This is a genomic window from Streptomyces dryopteridis, from assembly GCF_049606955.1.
GTDB lineage: Bacteria > Actinomycetota > Actinomycetes > Streptomycetales > Streptomycetaceae > Streptomyces.
Genome location: NZ_CP187113.1, coordinates 1,743,420 through 1,764,835, shown reverse-complemented (window position 1 = coordinate 1,764,835; position 21,416 = coordinate 1,743,420). Strand labels below are relative to the sequence as shown.

The 21,416-nt window shown below is 72.4% G+C and carries 16 protein-coding genes and 2 tRNA genes; 13 read left to right on the top strand and 5 right to left on the bottom strand.

From position 1 onward, the window contains the following. The first annotated feature begins 7 nt into the window (after window positions 1-7). Window positions 8-1,660, top strand: coding sequence for a DUF262 domain-containing protein (locus ACN20G_RS07155; RefSeq protein WP_424211882.1), 1,653 nt, complete (start codon window positions 8-10; stop codon window positions 1,658-1,660). Window positions 1,661-1,902: 242 nt separating this feature from the next. On the opposite strand, the gene ACN20G_RS07150 is transcribed toward ACN20G_RS07155, so the two are convergent. Both ACN20G_RS07150 and ACN20G_RS07145 read right to left on the bottom strand, forming a co-directional pair. Next, on the bottom strand, window positions 1,903-3,267 hold the full coding sequence (locus ACN20G_RS07150) for an ABC1 kinase family protein (protein ID WP_424211881.1): 1,365 nt from the start codon (window positions 3,265-3,267) through the stop codon (window positions 1,903-1,905). A 90-nt stretch (window positions 3,268-3,357) separates the two neighbouring features. Next, window positions 3,358-4,905 carry a ThiF family adenylyltransferase gene (locus ACN20G_RS07145; RefSeq protein ID WP_424211880.1) on the bottom strand — a complete coding sequence of 516 codons (1,548 nt, stop codon included), beginning with the start codon at window positions 4,903-4,905 and terminating at the stop codon, window positions 3,358-3,360. 166 nt (window positions 4,906-5,071) lie between these two features. Here ACN20G_RS07145 and ACN20G_RS07140 point away from each other — a divergent pair, with 166 nt between their 5' ends. The 4 genes from ACN20G_RS07140 to ACN20G_RS07125 all read left to right on the top strand — a co-directional run bounded on the left by ACN20G_RS07140 (window position 5,072) and on the right by ACN20G_RS07125 (window position 9,031). Continuing rightward, on the top strand, window positions 5,072-5,650 hold the full coding sequence (locus tag ACN20G_RS07140; RefSeq protein WP_424211879.1) for a M48 family metallopeptidase: 579 nt from the start codon (window positions 5,072-5,074) through the stop codon (window positions 5,648-5,650). Window positions 5,651-5,884: 234 nt separating this feature from the next. Then, the gene (locus ACN20G_RS07135) at window positions 5,885-7,558 is read left to right on the top strand and encodes a TerD family protein (protein WP_424211878.1); all 1,674 of its coding nucleotides are present in this window, start codon (window positions 5,885-5,887) and stop codon (window positions 7,556-7,558) included. A 20-nt stretch (window positions 7,559-7,578) separates the two neighbouring features. Then, window positions 7,579-8,259 carry an AIM24 family protein gene (locus ACN20G_RS07130; protein WP_424215406.1) on the top strand — a complete coding sequence of 227 codons (681 nt, stop codon included), beginning with the start codon at window positions 7,579-7,581 and terminating at the stop codon, window positions 8,257-8,259. A gap of 16 nt (window positions 8,260-8,275) precedes the next feature. After that, window positions 8,276-9,031, top strand: a complete 756-nt coding sequence (locus tag ACN20G_RS07125; RefSeq protein WP_424211877.1) for an AIM24 family protein — start codon at window positions 8,276-8,278, stop codon at window positions 9,029-9,031. Window positions 9,032-9,175: 144 nt separating this feature from the next. Here ACN20G_RS07125 and ACN20G_RS07120 read toward each other — a convergent pair whose 3' ends face one another. Together ACN20G_RS07120 and ACN20G_RS07115 are read right to left on the bottom strand one after the other, a co-directional pair. Continuing rightward, window positions 9,176-9,736, bottom strand: coding sequence for an NUDIX hydrolase (locus ACN20G_RS07120; RefSeq protein WP_424211876.1), 561 nt, complete (start codon window positions 9,734-9,736; stop codon window positions 9,176-9,178). Then, window positions 9,733-11,130, bottom strand: a complete 1,398-nt coding sequence (locus ACN20G_RS07115; RefSeq protein WP_424211875.1) for a zinc-dependent metalloprotease — start codon at window positions 11,128-11,130, stop codon at window positions 9,733-9,735. The genes ACN20G_RS07120 and ACN20G_RS07115 overlap by 4 nt, the downstream gene beginning before the upstream one ends. A gap of 195 nt (window positions 11,131-11,325) precedes the next feature. On the opposite strand from ACN20G_RS07115, the gene ACN20G_RS07110 reads away from it, so the two are divergent. The 4 genes from ACN20G_RS07110 (at window position 11,326) to ACN20G_RS07095 (ending at window position 15,050) form a co-directional block, all read left to right on the top strand. Then, window positions 11,326-12,489 carry an SDR family oxidoreductase gene (locus ACN20G_RS07110; RefSeq protein WP_424211874.1) on the top strand — a complete coding sequence of 388 codons (1,164 nt, stop codon included), beginning with the start codon at window positions 11,326-11,328 and terminating at the stop codon, window positions 12,487-12,489. 103 nt (window positions 12,490-12,592) lie between these two features. Next, the gene (locus ACN20G_RS07105) at window positions 12,593-13,054 is read left to right on the top strand and encodes a molybdenum cofactor biosynthesis protein MoaE (RefSeq protein WP_424211873.1); all 462 of its coding nucleotides are present in this window, start codon (window positions 12,593-12,595) and stop codon (window positions 13,052-13,054) included. 194 nt (window positions 13,055-13,248) lie between these two features. Further along, window positions 13,249-13,791: a hypothetical protein gene (locus ACN20G_RS07100; RefSeq protein ID WP_424211872.1), complete on the top strand. Its 543-nt coding sequence runs from the start codon at window positions 13,249-13,251 to the stop codon at window positions 13,789-13,791. 170 nt (window positions 13,792-13,961) lie between these two features. Beyond that, a complete protein-coding gene (locus ACN20G_RS07095; RefSeq protein WP_424211871.1) occupies window positions 13,962-15,050 on the top strand; it encodes a YlbL family protein in 1,089 nt (362 codons plus the stop codon). A 90-nt stretch (window positions 15,051-15,140) separates the two neighbouring features. Here the strand turns inward: ACN20G_RS07095 and ACN20G_RS07090 are convergent, their stop codons facing one another. After that, entirely contained in the window at window positions 15,141-15,710 is a 570-nt protein-coding gene (locus tag ACN20G_RS07090; RefSeq protein WP_424211870.1) for a PPA1309 family protein, read from the bottom strand. Between the two features lie 126 nt (window positions 15,711-15,836). Here ACN20G_RS07090 and ACN20G_RS07085 point away from each other — a divergent pair, with 126 nt between their 5' ends. From ACN20G_RS07085 to ACN20G_RS07070, 4 genes are all read left to right on the top strand, one after another. Next, entirely contained in the window at window positions 15,837-18,788 is a 2,952-nt protein-coding gene (locus ACN20G_RS07085) for a UPF0182 family protein (protein WP_424215405.1), read from the top strand. A gap of 120 nt (window positions 18,789-18,908) precedes the next feature. Beyond that, window positions 18,909-18,982 (top strand) — tRNA-Met (locus ACN20G_RS07080). Window positions 18,983-19,198: 216 nt separating this feature from the next. Further along, window positions 19,199-21,214, top strand: coding sequence for a sel1 repeat family protein (locus ACN20G_RS07075; RefSeq protein WP_424211869.1), 2,016 nt, complete (start codon window positions 19,199-19,201; stop codon window positions 21,212-21,214). Window positions 21,215-21,298: 84 nt separating this feature from the next. Beyond that, a tRNA-Met gene (locus ACN20G_RS07070) sits at window positions 21,299-21,372 on the top strand. The last annotated feature ends 44 nt before the right edge of the window (window positions 21,373-21,416 follow it).

Sequence of the window (21,416 nt, the reverse complement as noted above, 5' to 3'; positions counted from 1 at the left end):
GGGTGAGATGGCCAAGGATATTTCTGTTGTGCCGGAAGTGCAGTTCCTTGAGCAGGTGCTGGGATGGGTTTCCCGCGGTGAGCTGCGAATTCCTAAATTCCAGCGCCCGTTTCTTTGGCGCCCGGAACAGATGATGCAGTTGTTCGACAGCATGGAGCGCGGCTACCCGGTGGGGAGTCTCCTGATCTGGGAGACGTCGATGGAGCTGGCGAGCCTCGATTCCATCGGTGGACGCAGCATTCCTCCCGCGCCCAAGGGAGCGAAGGTCGCATATGTCCTGGATGGCCATCAGCGCCTCTCGACGCTCTTCGGCGTGTTGCACCGCGGTGCGGAAGATCCTCGGTCGACGAAGCAAGAGGACTGGATGTGGTGGGGTTACCGCCCCCTCGACCGCATGGACCACGAAGGTGTCCGTTATCGGCATTGGAAGAGTAACGAAAAGATCCCCGCGAATTATCTGCCCATGAGGTCCGTGCTCCGGACTCTGGATTTCCTCGAGTATGCCCGAGAGCTCTCGGCGAACTACGACAGGGCGGAGGCGGAACGCCTCACGGAACAAAGTGAGCGTATCGCGCAACGGGTCAAGAATTATAAGGTTTCTGTTGTACGCATGGAGGGTGGAACGCTTCAGCAAGCTGTGGAGGTGTTCTCCAGAATCAACAGCAGTGGCCAGAACATGCGTCCGGATCAGATGGTCTCGGCTTTGGCGTACGGGACCACTGGTCCGGAAACCTTGAGCGATAAAATGGATGATATTCAGGGGCGTATTGCGACCTCTGGGTTCGGGGAAATCCCGATCATGACGATCTTCCAGACCGTGCTTGCCCTGTCGGGTGAAGAGGATGTGCAGAACACCTCTTGGGAGATGATGGCCCGCAAGGTTCAAGGTCAATTGGTAGAGGCAGTACAGGAGACTGACCGAATCCTGCAGGAGGTCGTCGACTTTTTGAAGGAGGAGGTCCGGGTTCCGCTCGCCCGATTGGTTCCATACAACATACAGATCATGCTTTTAGCTGTCTTTTTCTACTTCTCAGGGAAGGTTCAGGCAAAGCAGCGCAGAAAGCTTCGAGATTGGTTCTGGATTACTTCGCTGGCAGGGACATTTGCCAGTGCAAACACCACGCAGGTGCGCAAGTTCATAGCGGAGATGAAGGCGTTTGCTGCGGGCGAGGGTGATCTCTCGTACTCGAACGAGAGGGCTCGCGCTTTCCCTGAGCGGTTCGACCTTCGCAGTGCGCGGGTCCGGTCGTATCTTCTCTGGGACCTGCAGACTTTCCCGGACCGCATGAACTCTGATGGGGGCTCTCTCGACGTGCTCGAGTTGCTGGCCAAGACGCATCGAGAAACCTACCGGCACATCATCACGCAGAGTGGAATACCAGGCTCGTCAAGTCCGGCCAACCGTATCGCGATGGTTACGCCGCCCGGACTCTCGATTCGCCAGGCTCTCATCAATCTTGCTGAAGATGGTCGCATCGACATTCTTAATTCTCACGGAATCAGTCTGGCCTCGGTTGAGCATCTCAAAACAGCAAACTATGTCGATTTTATCGCCATGCGGCAATATGAGATGGCTTCGCGTGAGAAGAAGTTCATCGAGAGCCTGGGTATTCTGTCTTCGGATCAGGACTTCGGTGAAGCCGACATCGATACGGAATGACCGGTGGTGTGACTTGGCCTCCGAAAATACGTGAGCAGCACTCGGCGGGTGGTCTCATGGCGTGGTTGTTCGCTTCGGCTTCGGAGCTGTGAGGCCACGGCTGCGCCACGAGATGTCCTGTTCCCGTGTCTCTTACTCGTGCGGGATCTCCAGCGGTCCCGGTGGTGACCTCGGTGGTGAAGATGCCACTACCGGCTACGCTCGCGACTGCGGGGTCCTGCCGGTGCGAGTCGACCTCGTCATCAAGATTCCGTCGGGGTGGGTGCGTTCTCCTCCGGTGGGGGAGTGGGGGCGAAGCCCGGGAGCCAGGTGGTCAGTTCCTCGCGGAGGGCGACCGTGGCGCCGAGCTGGCACAGGACGCCGATCGTGCTCAGCGTGACCCGGTGGATCAACAGGTACGCGGGCGGCAGGTTGATCTGCCGGCCGAGCTGGTGCGCCGGGGAGCGCGGGTCCGCGATACGGGCGGCCTGGGCCCGCATCCACCCCCGGGTGAACGTGAACTCCTCCACCGCCGCCGGCTCGATGATCGGCAGCAGGTAGTCCAGCACCGCCTCCGGGTCCAGCGGCAGGGACTCCTTCACGAAGCCCTCCGCCCGCAGGTGCGCGTACACGCCCTCGGCGTCCCCGCCGAGGGTCTGCCGCAGCGAGATGCCGATGGTCTCCGGCAGCCCGCCGGGCAGGCGGTCGACCGTGCCGAAGTCGAGGACCCCGAGCCGGCGCCGGCCGTCCTCGTCGGTCAGCAGACGGAAATTGCCGGGGTGCGGGTCCGCGTGCAGCAGGCCCGTGCGGGCCGGGCCGGAGAACAGGAACCGGGCCAGCAACCCGCCCGCCGCGTTCCGCGCCTCCTCGTCCCCGTCGTTGATCACCTCGGACAGCGGGACCCCGTCGATCCACTCGGTGACCAGCACCTGATCGGCCTGGTGCACCACCTCCGGCACCCGGATGTCGGGATCCCCCGCGAAGACCTCCGCGTGGATCCGCTGCGCCTCCGCCTCCAGCGCGTAGTCCAGCTCCTCCGCCACCCGCTCGCGCATCTCCGCGAGCAGCGGCTTGATCTCGATGCCCGGGACCAGCGGCCCCAGCAGCCCCGCGAAGCGGGTGAGCTGCCGCAGGTCCGACAGCAGGGCCTCGCCCGCGCCCGGGTACTGCACCTTGACGGCCACCCGCCGCCCGTCGTGCCACACCGCCCGGTGCACCTGACCGATCGAGGCCGCCGCCGCCGGTCTGTCGTCGAACTCGGTGAACAGCTCCCGCCAGTCCGGCCCCAACCGCTCCGCCAGCACCTGGTGCACGGTGGCCGCCGGCAGCGGCGGGGCCGCCTCCTGGAGCTTGGTCAACGCGGCCCGGTAGGGGCCCGCGACCTCTTCGGGCAACGCCGACTCGAACACCGACAGGGCCTGCCCGAGCTTCATGGCACCACCCTTCAACTCGCCCAGGATCTTGAAGAGTTGATCGGCCGTGCGCTGCTGGAGCTCGGTGGCGACCAGCTCGGCCGACCGGCCGGCGATCCGCTTGCCCAGGCCCCAGGTGGCCCGCCCCGCGATGCCCAACGGCAGCGCGGCCAGCTTGGCCGTGCGAGTGACCGCCTTCCGGGGAAGATCAGACATGCGCGCCCCTCCAGTTCCACGCCGTGCCCGCGTCGGGCCGAGCCGGGCCGCCGGGGGCGGCCACCCGGCCATTGTGTCCTGTCGTCCCCCTCACGCGTCCGACTCCCCCCGCCCCGGTTCCGCCCCGGCCCCGACCTCGGGCCGGGCGGCGGCACGATCGGGGGCCGAAGGGCCCCTGCTCCGCCCCGCCCCGCAGGCGCAGTCGGGATGCCCGGGCACGTCCACCCACCGGCCGCGCAGGGTCGGCGGCCACACCTCCCACCGCGCGCCCGCGGCCCCCGGCACCTCCCCGTCCACGAAGGCCAGCGCGTGGGCCGCCGCCTGTCCCGCGACCAGCGTCGCCACCGTCAGATCACAGGCCCCCACCGGCCGCCGACGGTGCGCGGTCCGCCACTGCGCCACCATCCGCGCCCACGAGGGATCCGCCTCCCGACGGGCCAGCTCCACGCATCCCGCGCAGCCCGTGGCACCCGGCAGGACCAGGGGCCCGACCAGCCCGGTGGCCTCCAGCACCCCCGCGTACAGGTGCGGGGTGCCGGTGGCCACCCAGTCCGCCGCCGACGGGTCCGGGGCCCACGCCCCCAGCCCGTCCCGAGGAGCGATCACCACCAGGGCCGGCCCGGACCGCCGCCCGCCGGTCGCCCGCGCCGGCCGGCGCGGGGACGCGGCCCGTACCAGCGCCGCCCCGGCCTCGGCACGCGAGCGCCCGAGGTCCTCGACCCCGAAGCCACCCGGCGCCAGGTCCTGCTCCTCCACCCGGCCGCCGTCCATCACCTCCACCGCGCCCACCCCGGCCCCCGCCAGGGCCGCCGCGATCAGCGCGCCGACCCGACCCGCGCCCCGCACCAGCACGCGGGCCTCCGCCCGCGCGGCCATCGCCCGGTCCGCGCCGCCGGGCTCCCGGCGCAGCAGGGACAGGGTGGCGAGGTCCGGGGCCAGCCGGGCCTCGGTCAGGGCCGCCGCCCGCGCCGGACCGGTGTCCTCGCGGGCGCCCGGGGCCGGACCGGCCGGGCCGTCCTCGATCAACCCGGCCGCCGTCAACCGGCGCACCACCCCGTCCACCCGGCCGGGCTCCAGCCCCATCGAGGGACCCGCCAGCCGCAGCGCCTCCAAGCTGCGGGTGCCGTCCAGCCGGTCGATGAGCAGTCCGGTGGCCGGGTCCACCGGGCCCAGCGACACCGCGTGCGCCGGGGTCACCCCGAAACGGACGGTCTGCCGGTCGCCCCAGGCGCGGGCCAGGGCCGGCTTCACCCGGGGATGCCGCACCGGCCCGGGGGAGGACCCGCCGGGTGCTCCCGACGTGCCCGTCGCCCCGCCCGCGCCCGTGGGCAGGGGGACCAGGGCGGATCCGTCCCCTCGGCCCGGCGCCCGCTCCTGCTCCTCCTCGTCGGCCTCCGCGAAGGTCGGGGGATCCCAGGCGGCGGGCGGCGGCAGCGGTGCCCGAGCGCGCGGGGGCGGGGGGCCCGGGGGCGTGCGTCGACCCGCCGGCGCGCCGCCGGCGCCCCGACCGCCCACCGTGTGGGTGAAGCTCAACCGCGCGCGGAACGGAGCGGACGGCCCCCCGGAGGGGGCGCCGGACGGGCCGGCGGGGGAGGTGGCGGCGGGCGCCCCGGGGGTGGGGCGGCGGGTGGCGGACATGGTGCACTCCCTCGGCAGGTGGGTCCCGTAAGCGCCGGTTCGACCCGGCACGGACAGAGTGGCGGAGATCCTCGCGGGCTGCGTCGAGTTGTCCACAGGGCCACGTGATCAGGCATATGAAATGAAGAGGGGGTGTTTCGTGGCCCTGCCAGGTACCGTGCAGCACGTGTCCGCCGACTCCGCCCAGCCCGCCGTCGAAGTCCGCCGCAGCGCCCGCCGCCGGCGCACCGTGTCCGCGTACCGCGAGGGCGACCGCACGATCGTGCTCATCCCCGCCCGGATGACCGAAGCGGAGGAACGCCGCTGGGTCGGCGTGATGCTCGAACGCCTCGCCGCGCAGGAGAGCAAACGCACCCCCAACGACACCGAACTGGCCGAGCGGGCCGACCGCCTCGCCGAGCAGTACCTGGCCGGTCGGGCCCGCCCACGCAGCGTGCGCTGGGTGACCAACCAGAACACCCGCTGGGGTTCGTGCACCCCGGCGGAGGGCAGCATCCGGCTCTCCCACCGCCTCAAGGGCATGCCCGAGTACGTCGTCGACTACGTGCTGCTGCACGAGCTGGCGCACCTGCTCGTCCCCGGTCACGGCGAGGACTTCTGGCGACTGCTGGAGGCGTACCCGCGCACGGAACGGGCGCGCGGCTACCTGGAGGGGGTCGCGGCCGCGGGGCGCCTCCCGCACCCCACCGCCCCCGACGCAGGCGACGAGGACGGCGACACGGCGGGCGACCCCGAGGACGCCTGAGTCGAGGCGGCCGGAACGGGAGCCTCGGGTTCACACCGGAGAGTTCGGGCGATTCGCCCTTGTCGCCGCGAACCGGCAGGAAATTCGGGGCATTCGGGCATGAAAGCGGCGCGCGTACGCCCCTGACGGGCCGTGATCTGTACCGGCTCGGTACCGACTTGGTCGGATGTCCGGATCTCCCGCTAGCCTGATTCGACGCAGACACGACGGCGGGACAGGGGGACGGCGACACGCATGGCCAGGGAATTCCAGCGCGGTCACAAGGCGAGGATCGGCGATCTGACGGCGGGCACGGACCTGTACGTCGGAGTGCGGATCGAGGGCCCGGGACTGACCTTCGACATCAGCTGCTTCGGACTCGACGCCGACGAACGCCTCTCGGACGACCGCTACTTCGTCTTCTTCAACCAGCCCAAGTCCCCCGAGGAATCCATCCGGCTCCTCGGCGCGCAGGCCGGTGACACCGAGTCCTTCCGGGTCACCCTGGACCGGATCCCGGCCGCGATCCACAAGCTCTCCTTCACCGCCACCATCGACGGCGCCGGCCAGATGTCCCAGGTCGGCCCCGGCTACCTGCGACTGGTCGCCGGCGGCGAGGAGGTCGCGCGCTACTCCTTCACCGGATCCGAGTTCAGCACCGAACGCGCCGTGATGCTCGGCGACTTCTACCTCAAGGACGTGTGGCGCTTCGCCGCCGTCGGCCAGGGTTTCGACGGCGGTCTCGCCGCCCTCCTGAAGAACTTCGGCGGCGAGGTCCTCGAAGAGGAGGCCCCGCAGCAGGCCCCCGTGCCCGCTCAGCAGAGCGCCCCGCCGGCCTTCGCGCCGCCCGCGTTCGCCCCGCCGCCCGGCCCCGCCGCCCCGCCCGCCCCGCCGGCCCCCGCGCCCGGCTTCGGGCCGCCGCCCGGCGCCCACCCCACCCCGCCGCCGGCCCCACAGCCCGTGCACACGCAGCCCACCGTGGTCGCACCGGTCGCCCCCGTCGCCCCGCCGCCGCCCGCGCCCCCGGCCCCCGCGCCGACCCCGTACGCGCAGCCCCCGCAGCAGCCGTACCCGCCGCAGCAGCCCTACCCCGCGCACCAGCCCTCCCACGGCGCCCCCGTGCCGCCGCCCGCGCCGGCCCCGCAGCCCTACGGGCAGCCCCCGCAGCCCCCGCAGCCCTACGGCGGGCACGGCGCCCCGCCCGCGCCGGCCCCCTACGGGCAGCCGCAGCCCGGCGCGTACGGGGTGCCCGCCCAGGCCCCGCAGGCCCCCGGACTCGCCGCCGCCCTCCAGCCCTTCAAGGAGGCCGCGACCGGCGCCCGCTGGACCCCGCAGAACCAGCAGCTCATGCGGGTGGACCTGTCGCTGGGCGGCCAGGCCGTCCTCGCCCGCCAGGGCAGCATGGTGCTCTACCAGGGCAAGGTCGACTTCGGCTACAAGGGCGCGGGCTTCGCCGGCCGGATCGTCGGCAACGCCACCGGCCAGGAGCTCCAGCTGATGCGCTGCACCGGGCGCGGCCAGGTCTTCCTCGCCGAGAACGGGGCCCACCTGCACGCGGTCGAGCTCCAGGGCGACGGCATCTGCGTGTCCGCCGAGAACGTGCTCGCCTTCGACGAGACCCTCCAGCACGAGGTCCGCCGCATCGAGGGCCACGGCATCCCCGGCGGAGCCCTGTTCACCATGCAGTTCCAGGGCACCGGCACCGTGATCGTCAAGACCCACGGCACCCCCGTGGTCCTGCCCGTCACCCCGACCACCTTCGCCGACAGCAACGCGATCGTGGCCTGGTCGGCCGGCTCCCAGGTGATCCTGTCCAGCCAGGTCCGGCTGCGCCGCAACGCCTACCCCGGACACAGCGGCGAGACCGTCAACCTCCAGTTCCGGGGCGCCCCCGGCAACTTCATCGTCGTCCAGCCCTACGAGGTCTGAGGGAGCCCGCCATGAACGCCGTGAACCACCAGCTCGCCGGGTACGCCCCCGGCCCCGTCACCGCACGCATGCAGAACCACGGCCGGTCCATGGTCAAGGTCGCCATGCAGAGCGGCCAGGACCTGTTCGCCCGGACCGGGTCGATGATCGCCTACGAGGGCTTCGTGCAGTACGAGGCCAACCCGCCGGCCGTTCGCCAGATGGCCTCCCAGTGGCTGACCGGCGAGGGCGCCCCGCTGATGAAGTGCTCCGGGGACGGGCTGCTCTACCTCGCCGACTACGGCGCGGACGTGGTCGTCATCAACCTCGCCAACGACGCGCTCTCCGTCAACGGCACCAACCTGCTCGCCTTCGACGCCCAGCTCCAGTGGGGCGTCGAGCGGGTCAAGGGGATGGCCAAGTTCGCCGGTCAGGGCCTGTTCAACGTGGGACTGTCCGGGACCGGCTGGGTCGCGATCACCTCCCGGGGCACGCCCGTCGTCGTCGAGTGCGGCCGCGGCGAGGACGAGACCTGCGTGGACCCCGACGCCCTCGTGGCCTGGTCCCCGCACCTGAAGGTCAAGGGCAAGCGCAGCTTCAAGGCCTCGTCGATGATCGGCCGGGGCAGCGGCGAGGCGTACCAGATGGCCTTCTCCGGCCAGGGCATCGTCGTCGTCCAGCCGAGCGAGGACAGCACCGACCGCCTCCGGGTCCGGGGCTGAGGGGGAGGGACCCACCATGCAGAGTTCACTGTTCGGGCACGCCGAGACGCCCACCGACGAGCGGTACGCCGTGCAGAACCCGCAGCTGCTGCGGGTCGCCCTGACCGGCCACGACGACGTGCTCGCCCGCAAGGGCGCCATGGTCGCCTACCAGGGCCTGATCGACTTCGACGGCGAGTACCAGTCCGCCGGGGAACGCGGCCGGCGCCGCCGCACCGGCGAGGGCCTCGACCTGATGCGCTGCTCCGGTCAGGGCACCGTCTACCTCGCCAACCTCGCCCAGTACGTCCACGTCGTGGACGTGGAGCAGGACGGCCTGACCGTCGACAGCGCCTACGTGCTCGCCCTCGACTCCACCCTGCACACCGAGGTCATCGCCGTGGACAGCCAGTACGGCATCTCCGGCTCCGGCAAGTACCAGCTCAACATCACCGGACGCGGCAAGGTCGCGCTCATGACCTCCGGGCAGCCGCTGCTGCTCCAGATCACCCCCGACAAGTACGTGAACGTCGACGCCGACGCGATCGTCGCCTGGTCCACCTCCCTGCGGGTGCAGATGCAGGCCCAGACCCACTCCAGCGGGGTCTGGCGGCGGCGCGGCAACACCGGCGAGGGCTGGGAGCTCAGCTTCCTCGGCACCGGCATCGCCCTGGTCCAGCCCAGTGAGGTGCTGCCGCCGCAGAACGCGCAGATCGGTTCCGGGGCCGCCGCCCAGTTCGGCATGGGGCAGCAGGGCGCCCACGGGCAGAACCGCGGCAACGCCTGGAGCTGACGGCCGGTCGCCGCCGGCCGCGCGCACGCCGCCGGTCGCCCGGACGCCGCCGCCCGCACGCGCGACGGCCCGGACGGACGCCACACGCGCACCGCGTGTCCCGTCCGTCCGGGCCGTCACCCGCCGCGCCCGAGGCGCGCCGGTTCAGCGCTCCGTCGCGGCCAGCCGCTCGCGGGTCGCCGCCAGCAGCCGCACCACCGAGGTGTCCGCCACCGAGGCGACCTCCTCGTACCCGTACCAGCACAGGTCCAGGGACTCCTCGCTGATCTCGGCCACCGCCCCCGGCGGGGCCGTCACCGCGTACTGCACGTCCAGGTGCCAGTTGCACGGCGCCGGGATCGGGTGCCGGTCCAGCCGCACCGGGCCCCCGGCCACCAGCTCCAGCCCCGACGCGATCCCGGACTCCTCGACGGCCTCCCGCAGCGCCGCCTCCTCCGGGGTCGTGTCCTGCGGCTCGCAGTGGCCGCCCATCTGCAACCACAGGCCGAGCTTGCGGTGCAAGGTCAGCAGCACCCGCTCGTTCACCGGGTCGATCACCAGCGCGCTGCCGGTCACGTGCCCGGCCTCGCACCGCTTCCACACCCCGTCCGGCTCCGCCGCCAGGTGCTTCAGGTAGACCTCGCGCAGCGCTAGCTGCTCCGCGTCACCACCGCCGTCGTACGCCGTGAGGGTGCGGACGACGGCCTCGTGCAGGGTTCCGCTCACTTCGCGCCGTCGCCCTTGCCCTCGTCGTCCTTGCCCGCGTCGCCCTCGCCGCGCGCGGCCTCCCCGAGCATCTTGTCCAGCTCCGAGAAGTCCAGGTGCTCGCGGTGCACGAACCCGTCCGGGTCGTCCAGGTCCGAGGCCGTCGGCAGCATGTCCGGGTGCTCCCACAGCCCGTCCCGGCCGTCCACGCCCCGCGCGTCGGTCAGCGAGGCCCACAGCCGGGACGCGTCCCGCAGCCGGCGCGGACGCAGCTCCAGACCGATCAGCGTCGCGAAGGTCTGCTCCGCCGGACCGCCCGAGGCCCGCCGCCGGCGCAGCGTCTCGCGCAGCGCGTCCGCCGAGGTCAGACGCGGCTTCGCGGCCTCGTGCACGACCGCGTCCACCCAGCCCTCGACCAGCGCGAGCGCCGTCTCCAGCCGGGCCAGCGCCGCCTTCTGCTCCGGGGTGTCCTCCGGCTGGAACATGCCCTGCTGGAGCGCGTCCTGAAGCTGCTCGGGGTTGGACGGGTCGAGCTGACCCATCACGTCCTCCAGCTTGGAGGTGTCGACCTTGATGCCCCGCGCGTAGCCCTCGACCGCGCCGAACAGGTGCGAACGCAGCCACGGCACGTGCGCGAACAGCCGCTGGTGCGCCGCCTCGCGCAGCGCCAGGTACAGGCGCACCTCGTCCGAGGGCACCCCCAGGTCCTTGCCGAACGCCTCCACGTTCAGCGGCAGCAGCGCCGCCCGCCCCGAGGGGCCCAGCGGCAGACCGATGTCCGTCGACCCGACGACCTCGCCCGCCAGCGTGCCCACGGCCTGCCCGATCTGCTGACCGAACATGGCGCCGCCCATCGAGCGCATCATGCCCAGCAGCGGGCCCGCCATGGCCTGCATCTCCTCGGGCAGCACCCCGCCCATGGCCGCGCCGACCCGCTCGGCCACCGGGTCCACGAGTTCCTTCCACACCGGAAGGGTCGCCTCCACCCACTCGGCCCGGCTCCACGCCACCGCGCCCGCCGCGCCCGACGGCAGGGAGGTCACGCCGTCCAGCCAGTGGTCCGCCAGCCGCACGGCCTCCTCGACCGCGGCCTTCTCGGCCGGGCCCACGCTGCTGTCCTTGACCCCGTCGGCCGTGCCCTGCGCGACGGTCTTGCGGGCGATGTCCTTGGCCATGTCCCAGTTCACCGGGCCGCCCTCGTAGCTGAGCATCTGCCCGAGCTGCTGGAAGGCCGCACCCAGATCGTTGGGGTTCATGGCGCCGAACATCGCGGCGAAGGGATTGTCGCCGCCGGCCCCGGGGCCGAACCCGAAGGGGTTTCCGGCGCCGCCGCCCTGCCCGCCCTTCTTCCTGCCCTCGTCGCCGTCCTCCGGCTCCTCCGGCGGAAGGCCGAATCCGAATGGCATGTCACTCACGGGTTTCCTCGGCTCGGTAGGGCCGCCGGCGTCAAGCCGACGGGAAATGGTCCGACAACAACCCCAAGCGTAGACACCCCGCCCGCTTCCGGGCTCGGTGCTCCGCCGGCCTCCGGGCTGCGGCAGGATGGGAGGTACCTGGTGGGTACGCGTCACAGCGCGGCACCCACTGAAGACAACCGCTGGAGACGCCTGGTGAGTTCCCCAGATCCGCAGGTCCGTGCCGCCGACGACGCCGACGGCCCCCACGAGGGCGCCGCCGAGCAGGCCCCCGCCGACGCCGTTCGCCGGTCGCGAAACCCGGGCGCCCGCGGGCCCGTCATCGCCGTGACCGGCGCCGCCGGCGGCATCGGCGCCGCCCTCCTCGCCCGGCTCGCCGAATCCGACGAGATCAAGCAGCTCGTCGCCGTGGACGAACGCCGGGGCGAACGCACCGACGTCCAGTGGCACGTCCTCGACGTGCGCGACCCCGCCATCGCCGAGCGGCTCCGGGGCGTCGACGTCGTCGTGCACCTCGCCGTCGACCTCGACCTGGAGACCGACCCGGCCGCCCGCACCGCCTACAACGTGCGCGGCACCCAGACCGTCCTCACCGCCTCCGCCGCCGCCGGCGTGCGCCGCGTGGTCCTGTGCACCTCCGCCATGGTCTACGGGGCCCTCCCCGACAACGACATCCCGCTCTCCGAGGACTCCGAGCTGCGCGCCACCGCCGAGGCCACCGGCGTCGGCGACCTGCTGGAGATCGAACGCCTCGGCCGCCGCGCCCCCCGCGCCCACCCCGGCCTCAACGTCACCGTCGTGCGCCCCGCGATCCTCGTCGGCGGCACCGACACCGCCCTCACCCGCTATTTCGAGTCCCCGCGTCTCCTCGTCGTCGCCGGCTCCCGCCCCACCTGGCAGTTCTGCCACGTCGACGACCTGGTCACGGCCCTGGAGTACGCCGCCCTGGAGAAGGTCGACGGCGAGTTCGCGGTCGGCTGCGAGGGCTGGCTCGAACAGGAGGAGGTCGAGGAGCTGAGCGGCATCCGCCGCATGGAGCTGCCCTCCGCCGTCGCCCTCGGCGCCGCAGCCCGCCTGCACCGGATCGGCCTCACCCCGTCCCCGGCCGGCGACCTGGCCTACACCATGCACCCGTGGGTGGTCAGCGTCAGCCGCCTCTACGCCGCCGGCTGGCGCCCCCGCCGGACCAACGAGGAGGTCCTCGCCGAACTCCTCCAGGAGGTGTCCGGCCGCCACACCGTCGCCGGCCGCCGACTGGGCCGCAAGGACGCCACGGCCGCCGGCGCCGCCGGGGCCACCGTCGCCCTCTTGGGCGCCGCCGCCGTCGTCCGCGCCGCCCGCCGCCGCCGCGGCCTGTGAGGCGGGGCGCGCCCCGCCTGTAGGAGGCTCCCAACCCGGGCGGGGCGCCCCGGCGGAATCGCGGATTGACGCGCCGGCCGGGAACTGGTGCACGATGGACGACATGGCAGCGCACTACGACCACCCCGGCGAGCAGGCCGCGAACGACCCGATCCGTCTGCTCGACATCCGCGAGACCCCGCTCTCCCTCGACGAGGTCTTCCGCGCCGTCGGCGACGACGCCACCGGGGGCACCACCCTCTTCGTCGGCACCGTCCGCAACCACGACGGCGGCGCCGACGTGGACTCCCTCGGCTACTCCTGCCACCCCACGGCCCTCGCCGAGATGCGGCGCGTCGCCGAGCGGGTCGTGGAGAAGTACCCGGTCCGCGCGCTGGCCGCCGTCCACCGGATCGGCGACCTGAGCGTCGGCGACCTCGCCGTCGTGGTCGCCGTCTCCTGCCCGCACCGCGGCGAGGCGTTCGAGGCATGCCGGATGCTCATCGACGACCTCAAGCACGAGGTCCCCATCTGGAAGCACCAGATGTTCTCCGACGGCACCGAGGAGTGGGTCGGCGCCTGCTGACCCCGCCCGCGCCGGCCCGAACGGACGCGACCGTCCGGACCCCTCCCCGGGACCCGGACGGCCCCCCGCGACACCCGTCCGGACGCACCGGTCACCCGTTCGCCTCCCCAACACGCCCTCGATTTGCGTAACCCCCCGCCCGGACCCAGCGTTGAAGCCACCAACGGCCGGTCACTCGGGGCAGGGAGGCTCACATGGCGGCACTGGCTTGGCTCCTGATTCCGCTCTTCGCGGCGATCGGAGCCGCGATATGGGGCAGCTGGGCGGCGCGCGACCGCACCTCCGGCGACATATCGGAACTCGCCGGCTACGCCCGTTTCCGCGCCGCGATGGACCGCGAGGACACCCCCGCGACCCCGGCCGGACCCGCCGCCCCGCGCGCCACCCCCCTCGCCCGCCTCACCCGCCCGCTGCGCGCGGCCCTCGCCGCCCGGCGCGCCGCCCCCGGCCGGGGCGCCGCCCGCCAGGCCGCCGAATGGACCCGCCGCACCGAGGGACTCGCCCGACTGGCCCGCGCCGCCGGCATCGACCGTGCCGTCGCCGCCGCCCGCGCCGAGGCCCGCACCCTGCGACCGGCCACGCTCACCCCCGTACGGCTCGTCGACCCCGAGCACCACGCCGTCGCCCCCGAGACCCCCGCCGCGCTCCCGCCCGCCGCCCGCACCGCGCCCGCCGACCCGGTGCCCCCGGCCATCGGCCCCGAGCACGCCCCCGAGCCGGCCCGCGAACGCGTCTGACCGAGACCCGAGCCCCGACCGGGCCACCGGCTCCGAAGGCCCCGACCCGCCCCCACCCCGGGCGGGTCGGGGCCTTCCCGCGTCCGTGCCGCGTGCGGCCGTTCGGGGGCGGGCCATCGTTCGGACGGCCCCGGGAGTCGCTTCACAGGCGGGTCCCGTACTGTCGTTCCATGCCACGCCGCACCGCGACGATGCTCGCCTCGACCCTGGTCCTCTTCGCGTTGTTGTGCGCGGGCTTCTTCCTCAAGGTGCCCTACTCCCAGATGAGCCCGGGCCCCACGTTCAACACCCTGGGCGAGGCGCACGGCGAGCCGGTGCTCCAGATCTCCGGCCACAAGACGTACCCGACGACCGGTCACCTCAACATGACCACCGTCCGCGTCACCGGCGCCGACTACGACATGAGCCTGCCGAAGGCGCTGATCGGGTGGCTGTCCGGCGACAGTATCGTCGTCCCGCACGAGAACCTCTACCCGGGTGGCAAGACCGACGAGCAGTCGGAGCAGGAGAACGCCGAGGAATTCAGCCAGTCCCAGGAGAGCGCGAAGGTCGCCGCCCTGCGTGAGGTCGGCATCACGGTGCCCACCCGGGTCGTGGTCGCCGCCGTGGTCAAGGCGAGCCCGTCCGAGGGGCTGCTGCACGCCGGTGACGTGATCAAGGCGGTGGACGGGTCCCCGGTGAACGCCCCCGAGGACGTGTCGAAGCTGGTGACCCGGCACAAGGCGGGGGAGAAGGTCGTCTTCACGATCGTGCCCGCCAAGGACGCCGCCGCCGCCGAGAAGGCCGGCAAGGCCCCCACGGTCGAGCAGAAGATCACCGTCACCACCGCCAAGGCCCCCGACGACGGGCACGCCATCGTCGGGATCCGCGCCGGCACCGACCACACCTTCCCCTTCCCCGTCGACATCAAGCTCGACGAGGTGGGCGGCCCCAGCGCCGGCCTGATGTTCGCGCTCGGCATCGTCGACAAGCTCACCCCCACCGATCTGACGGGCGGCCGGTTCATCGCCGGCACCGGCACCATCGACGACGCCGGCAAGGTGGGCCCGATCGGCGGCATCCAGATGAAGACGATCGCCGCCCGCGAGGCCGGCGCCCAGTACTTCCTCACCCCCGCCGACAACTGCGCCGCGGCCTCCCGCGACACCCCCGCCGGCCTCACCCTCGTGAAGATCGGCACCATCAAGGACGCGACGGGCGCGCTGGAGAGGATCCGCTCCGGCAAGACCGACGGCCTGCCCCGCTGCTCGGCCGGCTGAGCCGGGCCCCCGAGGGGCGACACACGTACGGGGCGGGCCCCGGACCGCACCGGTCCGGGGCCCGCCCCGTGCGCGCACCCGAGCGTCGGGTCAGGAGAAGGTCGCCGCCAGCGCGTCGGCCAGCCCCGGGACCAGCCCGGCGCCGGTCAGCACGTCGTTCGCGCTGTCCTTCTCGCGCAGCCGCACCGCCGACTCGCGCGAGCCGTCCCGCAGCACCGCCACGGTCAGCCGCACCTCCTGCCGCTCCGGGTGCTGGGCCACCCAGGCCGCGAGCTTCTTGTCGGACAGGCCCGTCGGGACCTGCGCCTCGGCCGACGGGGGCAGCATGAGCCGCTCCACGGTCAGGGCGCAGCCCACCACGGCGTCGGGCCAGGCGATCGTGCCGAGGAACTTGTCGAGGGCCGCGCCGGCCGGCAGCTCGTCCTGCTCGATGGGGGTGAGCTGGTTCTTGCCGGTGTCGTCTTGGTCGAGGCCGAGCTGGGTCGCGAGGCGGGGTTCGGTGGAGCGCAGCCGGGCCGTGTCGACGAGCGCGAACAGCCGGGCCGGGGCGTCCCAGCCGAGGGTGGCGGCGTACTCGTCGATTTCGAGGCACGCGCGGGTCAGCGGGCTCGCCGCCATCGGGGTGCCGGAGGGGGAGGAGACATTGGACATGGGAAACATCCTGCCTCCTTCAGGGGGGATACCGGGAACTGAGCAAAGGCTCAGTAAGTTGCATCAGTGGGCCCTACGATCGGGGGCCCGCTTGACCACACAGCGACTTTCGAGGTGCGCACCTTGGCTTTCCAGATGCCGGACCGCGGCGGAGGCCCCTCCGGGCCTTCACGGATCAGAGTCGGCCGCCCGTCCCGGCGGGCCCGCACCCTGCTCATGACCCTGGGCGTACTGGCCGTCCTCGGCATGATCTTCATCATGTTCGCGGGCTTCTGGACGGACTGGCTCTGGTTCCGTTCGGTGAAGTACTCGACCGTCTTCACCACCACCCTGTGGACCAGGGTCGTCCTGTTCGTCGTGTTCGGCCTGCTGATGGCCCTGGCCGTCGGCTTCAACATCTGGCTGGCGCACCGGCTGCGACCGCCGCTGTCGGCGATGTCCGCCGAACAGCAGAGCCTGGACCGCTACCGGATGGGCGTCGCGCCCTTCAAGAAGTGGCTGCTCCTGGCGATCGCGGTGCTGGTGGGCCTGATCGCGGGCGCCTCGGCCGCCGGTCAGTGGAAGACCTGGCTCATGTGGGTCAACGGGGTGCCGTTCGGCACCAAGGACCCGCAGTTCGGGCTGGACGTCTCCTTCTACACCTTCGACCTGCCCTGGTACCGGTTCCTGCTCGGCTTCGGCTTCGCCGCCGTCGTGCTCTCGGTGATCGCCGCCGCCCTCGTGCACTACCTGTACGGCGGGCTGCGCCTGAGCACCCCCGGCGCGCGCGCCACGGCCGCCGCCACCGGGCACCTGTCGGTGCTGCTCGGGCTGTTCGTGGCCCTGAAGGCCGTCGCGTACTGGCTGGACCGGTACGGGCTGGCCGTGAAGTCCAGCGACTTCAAGGCCGCCGACAACTGGACCGGTCTGCGGTACGTGGACGCCAACGCGTACCTGCCGGCGAAGACCATCCTGTTCTGCATCGCGGCCATCTGCGCCGTGCTGTTCTTCGCGACCCTGTGGCGCCGCACCTGGCAGCTGCCCGTCATCGGCTTCGGCCTGATGGTGCTGTCGGCGGTCCTGATCGGCGGGCTGTACCCGGCGATCGTGCAGAAGTTCCAGGTCCAGCCGAACGAGCAGGCCAAGGAATCGCCGTACGTCGAGAAGAACATCGACGCCACCCGTGACGCCTACGGCATCGCGAACTCGGACGTGAAGGACTACGCGGGCGTCTCCGGCACGGAGGACAAGACCAAGCTCCGCGAGGCCGCGTCCAGCACGGCGAGCGTCCGTCTCCTGGACCCGAACATCGTCTCCCCGGCCTTCCAGCAGCTCCAGCAGGTCAAGGGCTACTACGCGTTCCCGTCCACCCTCGCGGTGGACCGGTACAACGGCCAGGACACGGTGATCGGCCTGCGCGAGCTGAACATCAAGGGCATCCCGAAGAACAACTGGATCAACGACCACTTCCGCTACACCCACGGCTACGGCGTGGTCGCCGCGAAGGGCACCACGGCCACCGCCGAGGGCGCCCCGGAGTTCACCCAGTCGGACCTGCCCTCGAAGGGCCAGTTCGGCGACGACAAGTCCTTCCAGCAGCGGATCTACTACGGCGAGCAGACCACGCAGTACTCGATCGTCGGCGGCCCGCAGAAGGAGCTGGACTACTCCGACGACAGCGGGGAGAAGGAGACCAGCTACGAGGGCAAGAGCGGGGTCAACCTCGACAACCCGATCAACCGCGCCGCGTACGCGCTGACCTTCAGCGAGCCCCAGATCCTGTACTCGGGGGCCATCGGCGAGGGCTCGCGGATCCTGTACAACCGCACCCCGAAGGAGCGCGTGGAGTCGGTCGCCCCGTGGCTGACCATCGACGGCGCCCCCTACCCGGCGGTCGTCGGCAAGCGCGTGGTGTGGATCGTGGACGCGTACACCACGAGCAACGGCTACCCGTACGCCTCCCGCACCACCCTGGGCGACTCCACCACCGACTCGCTGACCAACAGCCAGCGCGCCGTGGTGACCCAGGAGAACCAGGTCAACTACATCCGCAACTCCGTCAAGGCGACCGTGGACGCCTACGACGGCACGGTCAGCCTGTACCAGTGGGACACCCAGGACCCGGTCCTCAAGACCTGGATGAAGGCGTTCCCGGGCACGGTCAAGCCCAAGAGCGAGATCTCCAAGCCGCTCATGGACCACCTGCGCTACCCGCAGGACCTCTTCAAGGTCCAGCGCGAGCTGCTGACCCGCTACCACGTCACCGACCCGCAGACCTTCCTCAGCGGTTCCGAGGCGTGGCAGGTGCCGGACGACCCGACCGCCAAGCCGGGCACGGCCGTCCCGCCGTACTACCTGTCGCTGAAGATGCCGGGCCAGAAGGAGAAGGACCAGGTCTTCTCGCTGACGACCACCTTCACCCCGAACGGCCGCGACAACCTCAGCGCCTACATGGCGGTGAACGCCGATCCGGGGACCTCCGACTACGGCAAGATCCGGATCCTGAAACTGCCGACGAGCCGTCCGGTCGACGGCCCCAAGCAGGTGCAGAGCAAGTTCAACTCCGAACCGAAGATCGCCGAGTCCATCCGCCTGCTGCGCGGCGGCGACTCCGAGGTCGAGTACGGCAACCTGCTCACGGTCCCCTTGGACGACGGCATGCTCTACGTGGAGCCGGTCTACGTCCGCAGCGCCGGCCTGAAGTACCCGCTGCTGCGCAAGGTGCTCGTCACCTACGGCGGGCAGACGGCCTTCGAGGACACCCTGGAGAAGGCGCTGAACGTGGTCTTCGGGGCCGAGGCCCCGACCACCCCGACCACGCCGGAGACGCCGACCACCCCGCCGGGCACGGGCACCACCAACCCGGGCACCCAGGACCCGACGGTCAAGGCGGCCCTGGGCGACGCCCAGAAGGCGGTCGAGGCGGCCGACAAGGCGCTGAAGGCCGGTGACTGGGCCGCGTACGGCAAGGCCCAGGAGGACCTGGCCGCCGCGCTGAAGCGGGCCGTGGAGGCCGAGGGCAAGCTGAAGCCGGGCGCCGCGACCAGTCCGCCGCCGAGCCCGAACCCGAGCGGCTCGGGTTCGCCGTCACCCGCGCCGAGCGGCTGAGCGACCTCCCGCACGTCCACCTCGCCGACCCCGCCGGTCCCGCCCGCCCCGCGCGGGTGGGGCCTGCGGGGAAAGCGATTCGGATGTGGTCCGAGCCCCGTGCTACTGTGGTCCTACCGACGCGGGGTGGAGCAGCTCGGTAGCTCGCTGGGCTCATAACCCAGAGGTCGCAGGTTCAAATCCTGTCCCCGCTACTAGCAGACAAAGGCCCGGATCCTTGGATCCGGGCCTTTGTCGTACGCGTCACAAGAGGTGTGAAACATCTCCTGCGGGACACGCGGTCACCGAGGCGGGTGAGTTGGGGGCGCAGCGTGTTTGACTTGTCTCTCTGTGGGCATGTCGACAAAACGTTGTGAGGCCCTCACTGGCTGCGACAGAGCAGGTGTACGCGGGTAGCAGGTGATGCGACGATGGGATTCATGGGGGACAGGGCAACTCTGCTGGAGACAGGGCGGATTGTGAGGGCGGAGGCGAGGGCCGGCGGACACGTCGACCGGGGCGTCCCGGTCGTCGGATCCGGCTTGTCCCGCACCCCCGTCCAGGCCCCGCCGAGGGTTCCCGCCCCGGCCGGGCCGACCACCTCCGGCACCGCCCGCGGTCAGGCCGGCGCCTCCGCCGCCGCCCGCGGCGCCGGCCGATACGCGCCCCCCGCCCCGCGGATCCCCGCGCCCGCCGGCGCCCCCGACGACACCGCCGTCCCCCTGGACCCCGCCGAGGCCGACCTCGTGGCCGAACCCAGCGGTGACGCCGAGCTGGAGGCCCGTCACCGGCCCGCCGCCGACCGGGGCGACCCGGGGGCCATGAGCGTGCTCGGGGCCCTGCTGCTGCGCCGGGGCGACCTCGACGGGGCCGAACCGTACCTGCGCGGGGCCACCGCCGAGGGGGACCGGGCCGCCGCGAACAACCTCGGCGTCCTGCTGCACCAGCGCGGCTGCCCGGACGAGGCGGCCGGTTGGTGGCGGGTGGCCGCCGTGGCCGGATCCGCGCCCGCCGCGCACGCCCTCGGTCGGCACTTCCGTGAACGCGGGGACGAGCCGGCCGCCGAGTACTGGCTGCGGCTGGCGGCCGAGTCCGGGCACGCGCTCGGCGCGTACGGGCTCGCCGACCTGATCGAGCACCGGGGCGAGAAGGGCGCCGAGCCCTGGCTGCGGATGGCCGCCGAACAGGGGCACCGCGAGGCCGCGTACCGGCTCGCCCGACTGGTGCGCCGGCGCCGGCCGGCCGAGGCCGAGCAGTGGTACCGGCAGGCCGCCGCGCGCGGCCACCGGCGGGCCGCCCTGCACCTGGGCACCCTGCTGGAGGCGCGCGGAGAGCTGAAGGAGGCCGGCCGCTGGTACCTGACCTCCGCCAAGCAGGGCGAGTCGCGGGCCGCGTGCGCCCTGGGCTTCCTGCTGCGCGACGCCGGGGACGAGGAGACCGCGGCCGTGTGGTGGCACCGCGCGGCCCGCGAGGGGGACGGGAACGCGGCGAACGCGCTGGGCGCCCTGCACGCGGCGCGCGGGGAGACCGAGACCGCCGAGCGCTGGTACCGGGTCGCGATGGACGCCGGGGACCAGAACGGGGCCTACAACCTGGCCCTGTTGTGCGCCTCGCAGGAGCGGACGGCGCAGGCCGAGCAGTGGTACCGCCGGGCCGCGTACGCCGGGCACCGGGAGGCCGCCAACGCGCTCGCGATCCTGCTGCTCCAGGGCGGGGACGCGGCCGGCGCCGAGCCGTGGTTCTCCAAGGCCGCCGAGGCGGGCAGCGTGGACGCGGCCTTCAACCTCGGGATCCTGCACGCGGGCCGGGACGAGGACCGCGAGGCACTGCGCTGGTACGAGCGGGCCGCCGCCGCCGGGCACACCGACGCGGCCCTCCAGGTCGGCATCGCGCTCGTGCGCGACGGCGAGGAGCGGGCCGCCGAGCGGCACCTGCGGTGCGCGGCGGGCGGCGGCAGCGCCGAGGCCGCGTTCCGGCTGGCCTCGCTGCTGGAGTCGCTGGCCCCGCCGCCGGAGCCGCCGACCCTCGGCGAGCCGATGGGCGGGCCGCGCACGGAGAGCGAGGAGTGGTACGAACGGGCCGCCGAGCTGGGGCACCGGCGGGCGCAGGTCCGGGTCGGGATGCTCGCGGCCGGACGGGGGGAGCTCGGGGTCGCGGCGCGTTGGTACCGGGAGGCCGCCGAGGCCGGTTCGCGCAACGGGGCCTTCAACCTGGGCCTGCTGTTGGCCCGGGAGGGCAGCGAGCCGGAGGCGGCGCTGTGGTGGACCCGGGCGGCGGTGGCCGGGCACGGCCGGGCCGCGCTGCGGCTCGCCCTGCTGGCGGCGCGGCACGGGGACCTGTCCGAGGGGCAGAAGTGGTGCGTGCGGGCGATGGAGCTGGGGCCGGCGGAGGTGGCCGAGCGGGCCGGCCGGTTGCGGGACGCGCTGGCCGAGGAACTGTCGGCCTGAGACGGCCCGAGGCGGGGCGCGCGGGGGCGGTCGGCAATGGATTTGCCCCCGGCGGGATGACTCGCGTAGAGTCGGGTTTACCGACGCGGGGTGGAGCAGCTCGGTAGCTCGCTGGGCTCATAACCCAGAGGTCGCAGGTTCAAATCCTGTCCCCGCTACTGAAACCGAAGGCCCGGAACTCATCGAGTTCCGGGCCTTCGGC

Bases quoted from the DNA above. Each gene is read 5' to 3' on its own strand.
- ACN20G_RS07100 (WP_424211872.1), top strand. From the start codon at position 13,249: ATGGCGGCACTGGCTTGGCTCCTGATTCCGCTCTTCGCGGCGATCGGA.
- ACN20G_RS07095 (WP_424211871.1), top strand. From the start codon at position 13,962: ATGCCACGCCGCACCGCGACGATGCTCGCCTCGACCCTGGTCCTCTTC.
- ACN20G_RS07085 (WP_424215405.1), top strand. From the start codon at position 15,837: ATGCCGGACCGCGGCGGAGGCCCCTCCGGGCCTTCACGGATCAGAGTC.
- ACN20G_RS07075 (WP_424211869.1), top strand. From the start codon at position 19,199: ATGGGATTCATGGGGGACAGGGCAACTCTGCTGGAGACAGGGCGGATT.
- ACN20G_RS07155 (WP_424211882.1), top strand. From the start codon at position 8: ATGGCCAAGGATATTTCTGTTGTGCCGGAAGTGCAGTTCCTTGAGCAG.
- ACN20G_RS07145 (WP_424211880.1), bottom strand. From the start codon at position 4,905: ATGTCCGCCACCCGCCGCCCCACCCCCGGGGCGCCCGCCGCCACCTCC.
- ACN20G_RS07135 (WP_424211878.1), top strand. From the start codon at position 5,885: ATGGCCAGGGAATTCCAGCGCGGTCACAAGGCGAGGATCGGCGATCTG.
- ACN20G_RS07105 (WP_424211873.1), top strand. From the start codon at position 12,593: ATGGCAGCGCACTACGACCACCCCGGCGAGCAGGCCGCGAACGACCCG.
- ACN20G_RS07090 (WP_424211870.1), bottom strand. From the start codon at position 15,710: ATGTTTCCCATGTCCAATGTCTCCTCCCCCTCCGGCACCCCGATGGCG.
- ACN20G_RS07150 (WP_424211881.1), bottom strand. From the start codon at position 3,267: ATGTCTGATCTTCCCCGGAAGGCGGTCACTCGCACGGCCAAGCTGGCC.
- ACN20G_RS07125 (WP_424211877.1), top strand. From the start codon at position 8,276: ATGCAGAGTTCACTGTTCGGGCACGCCGAGACGCCCACCGACGAGCGG.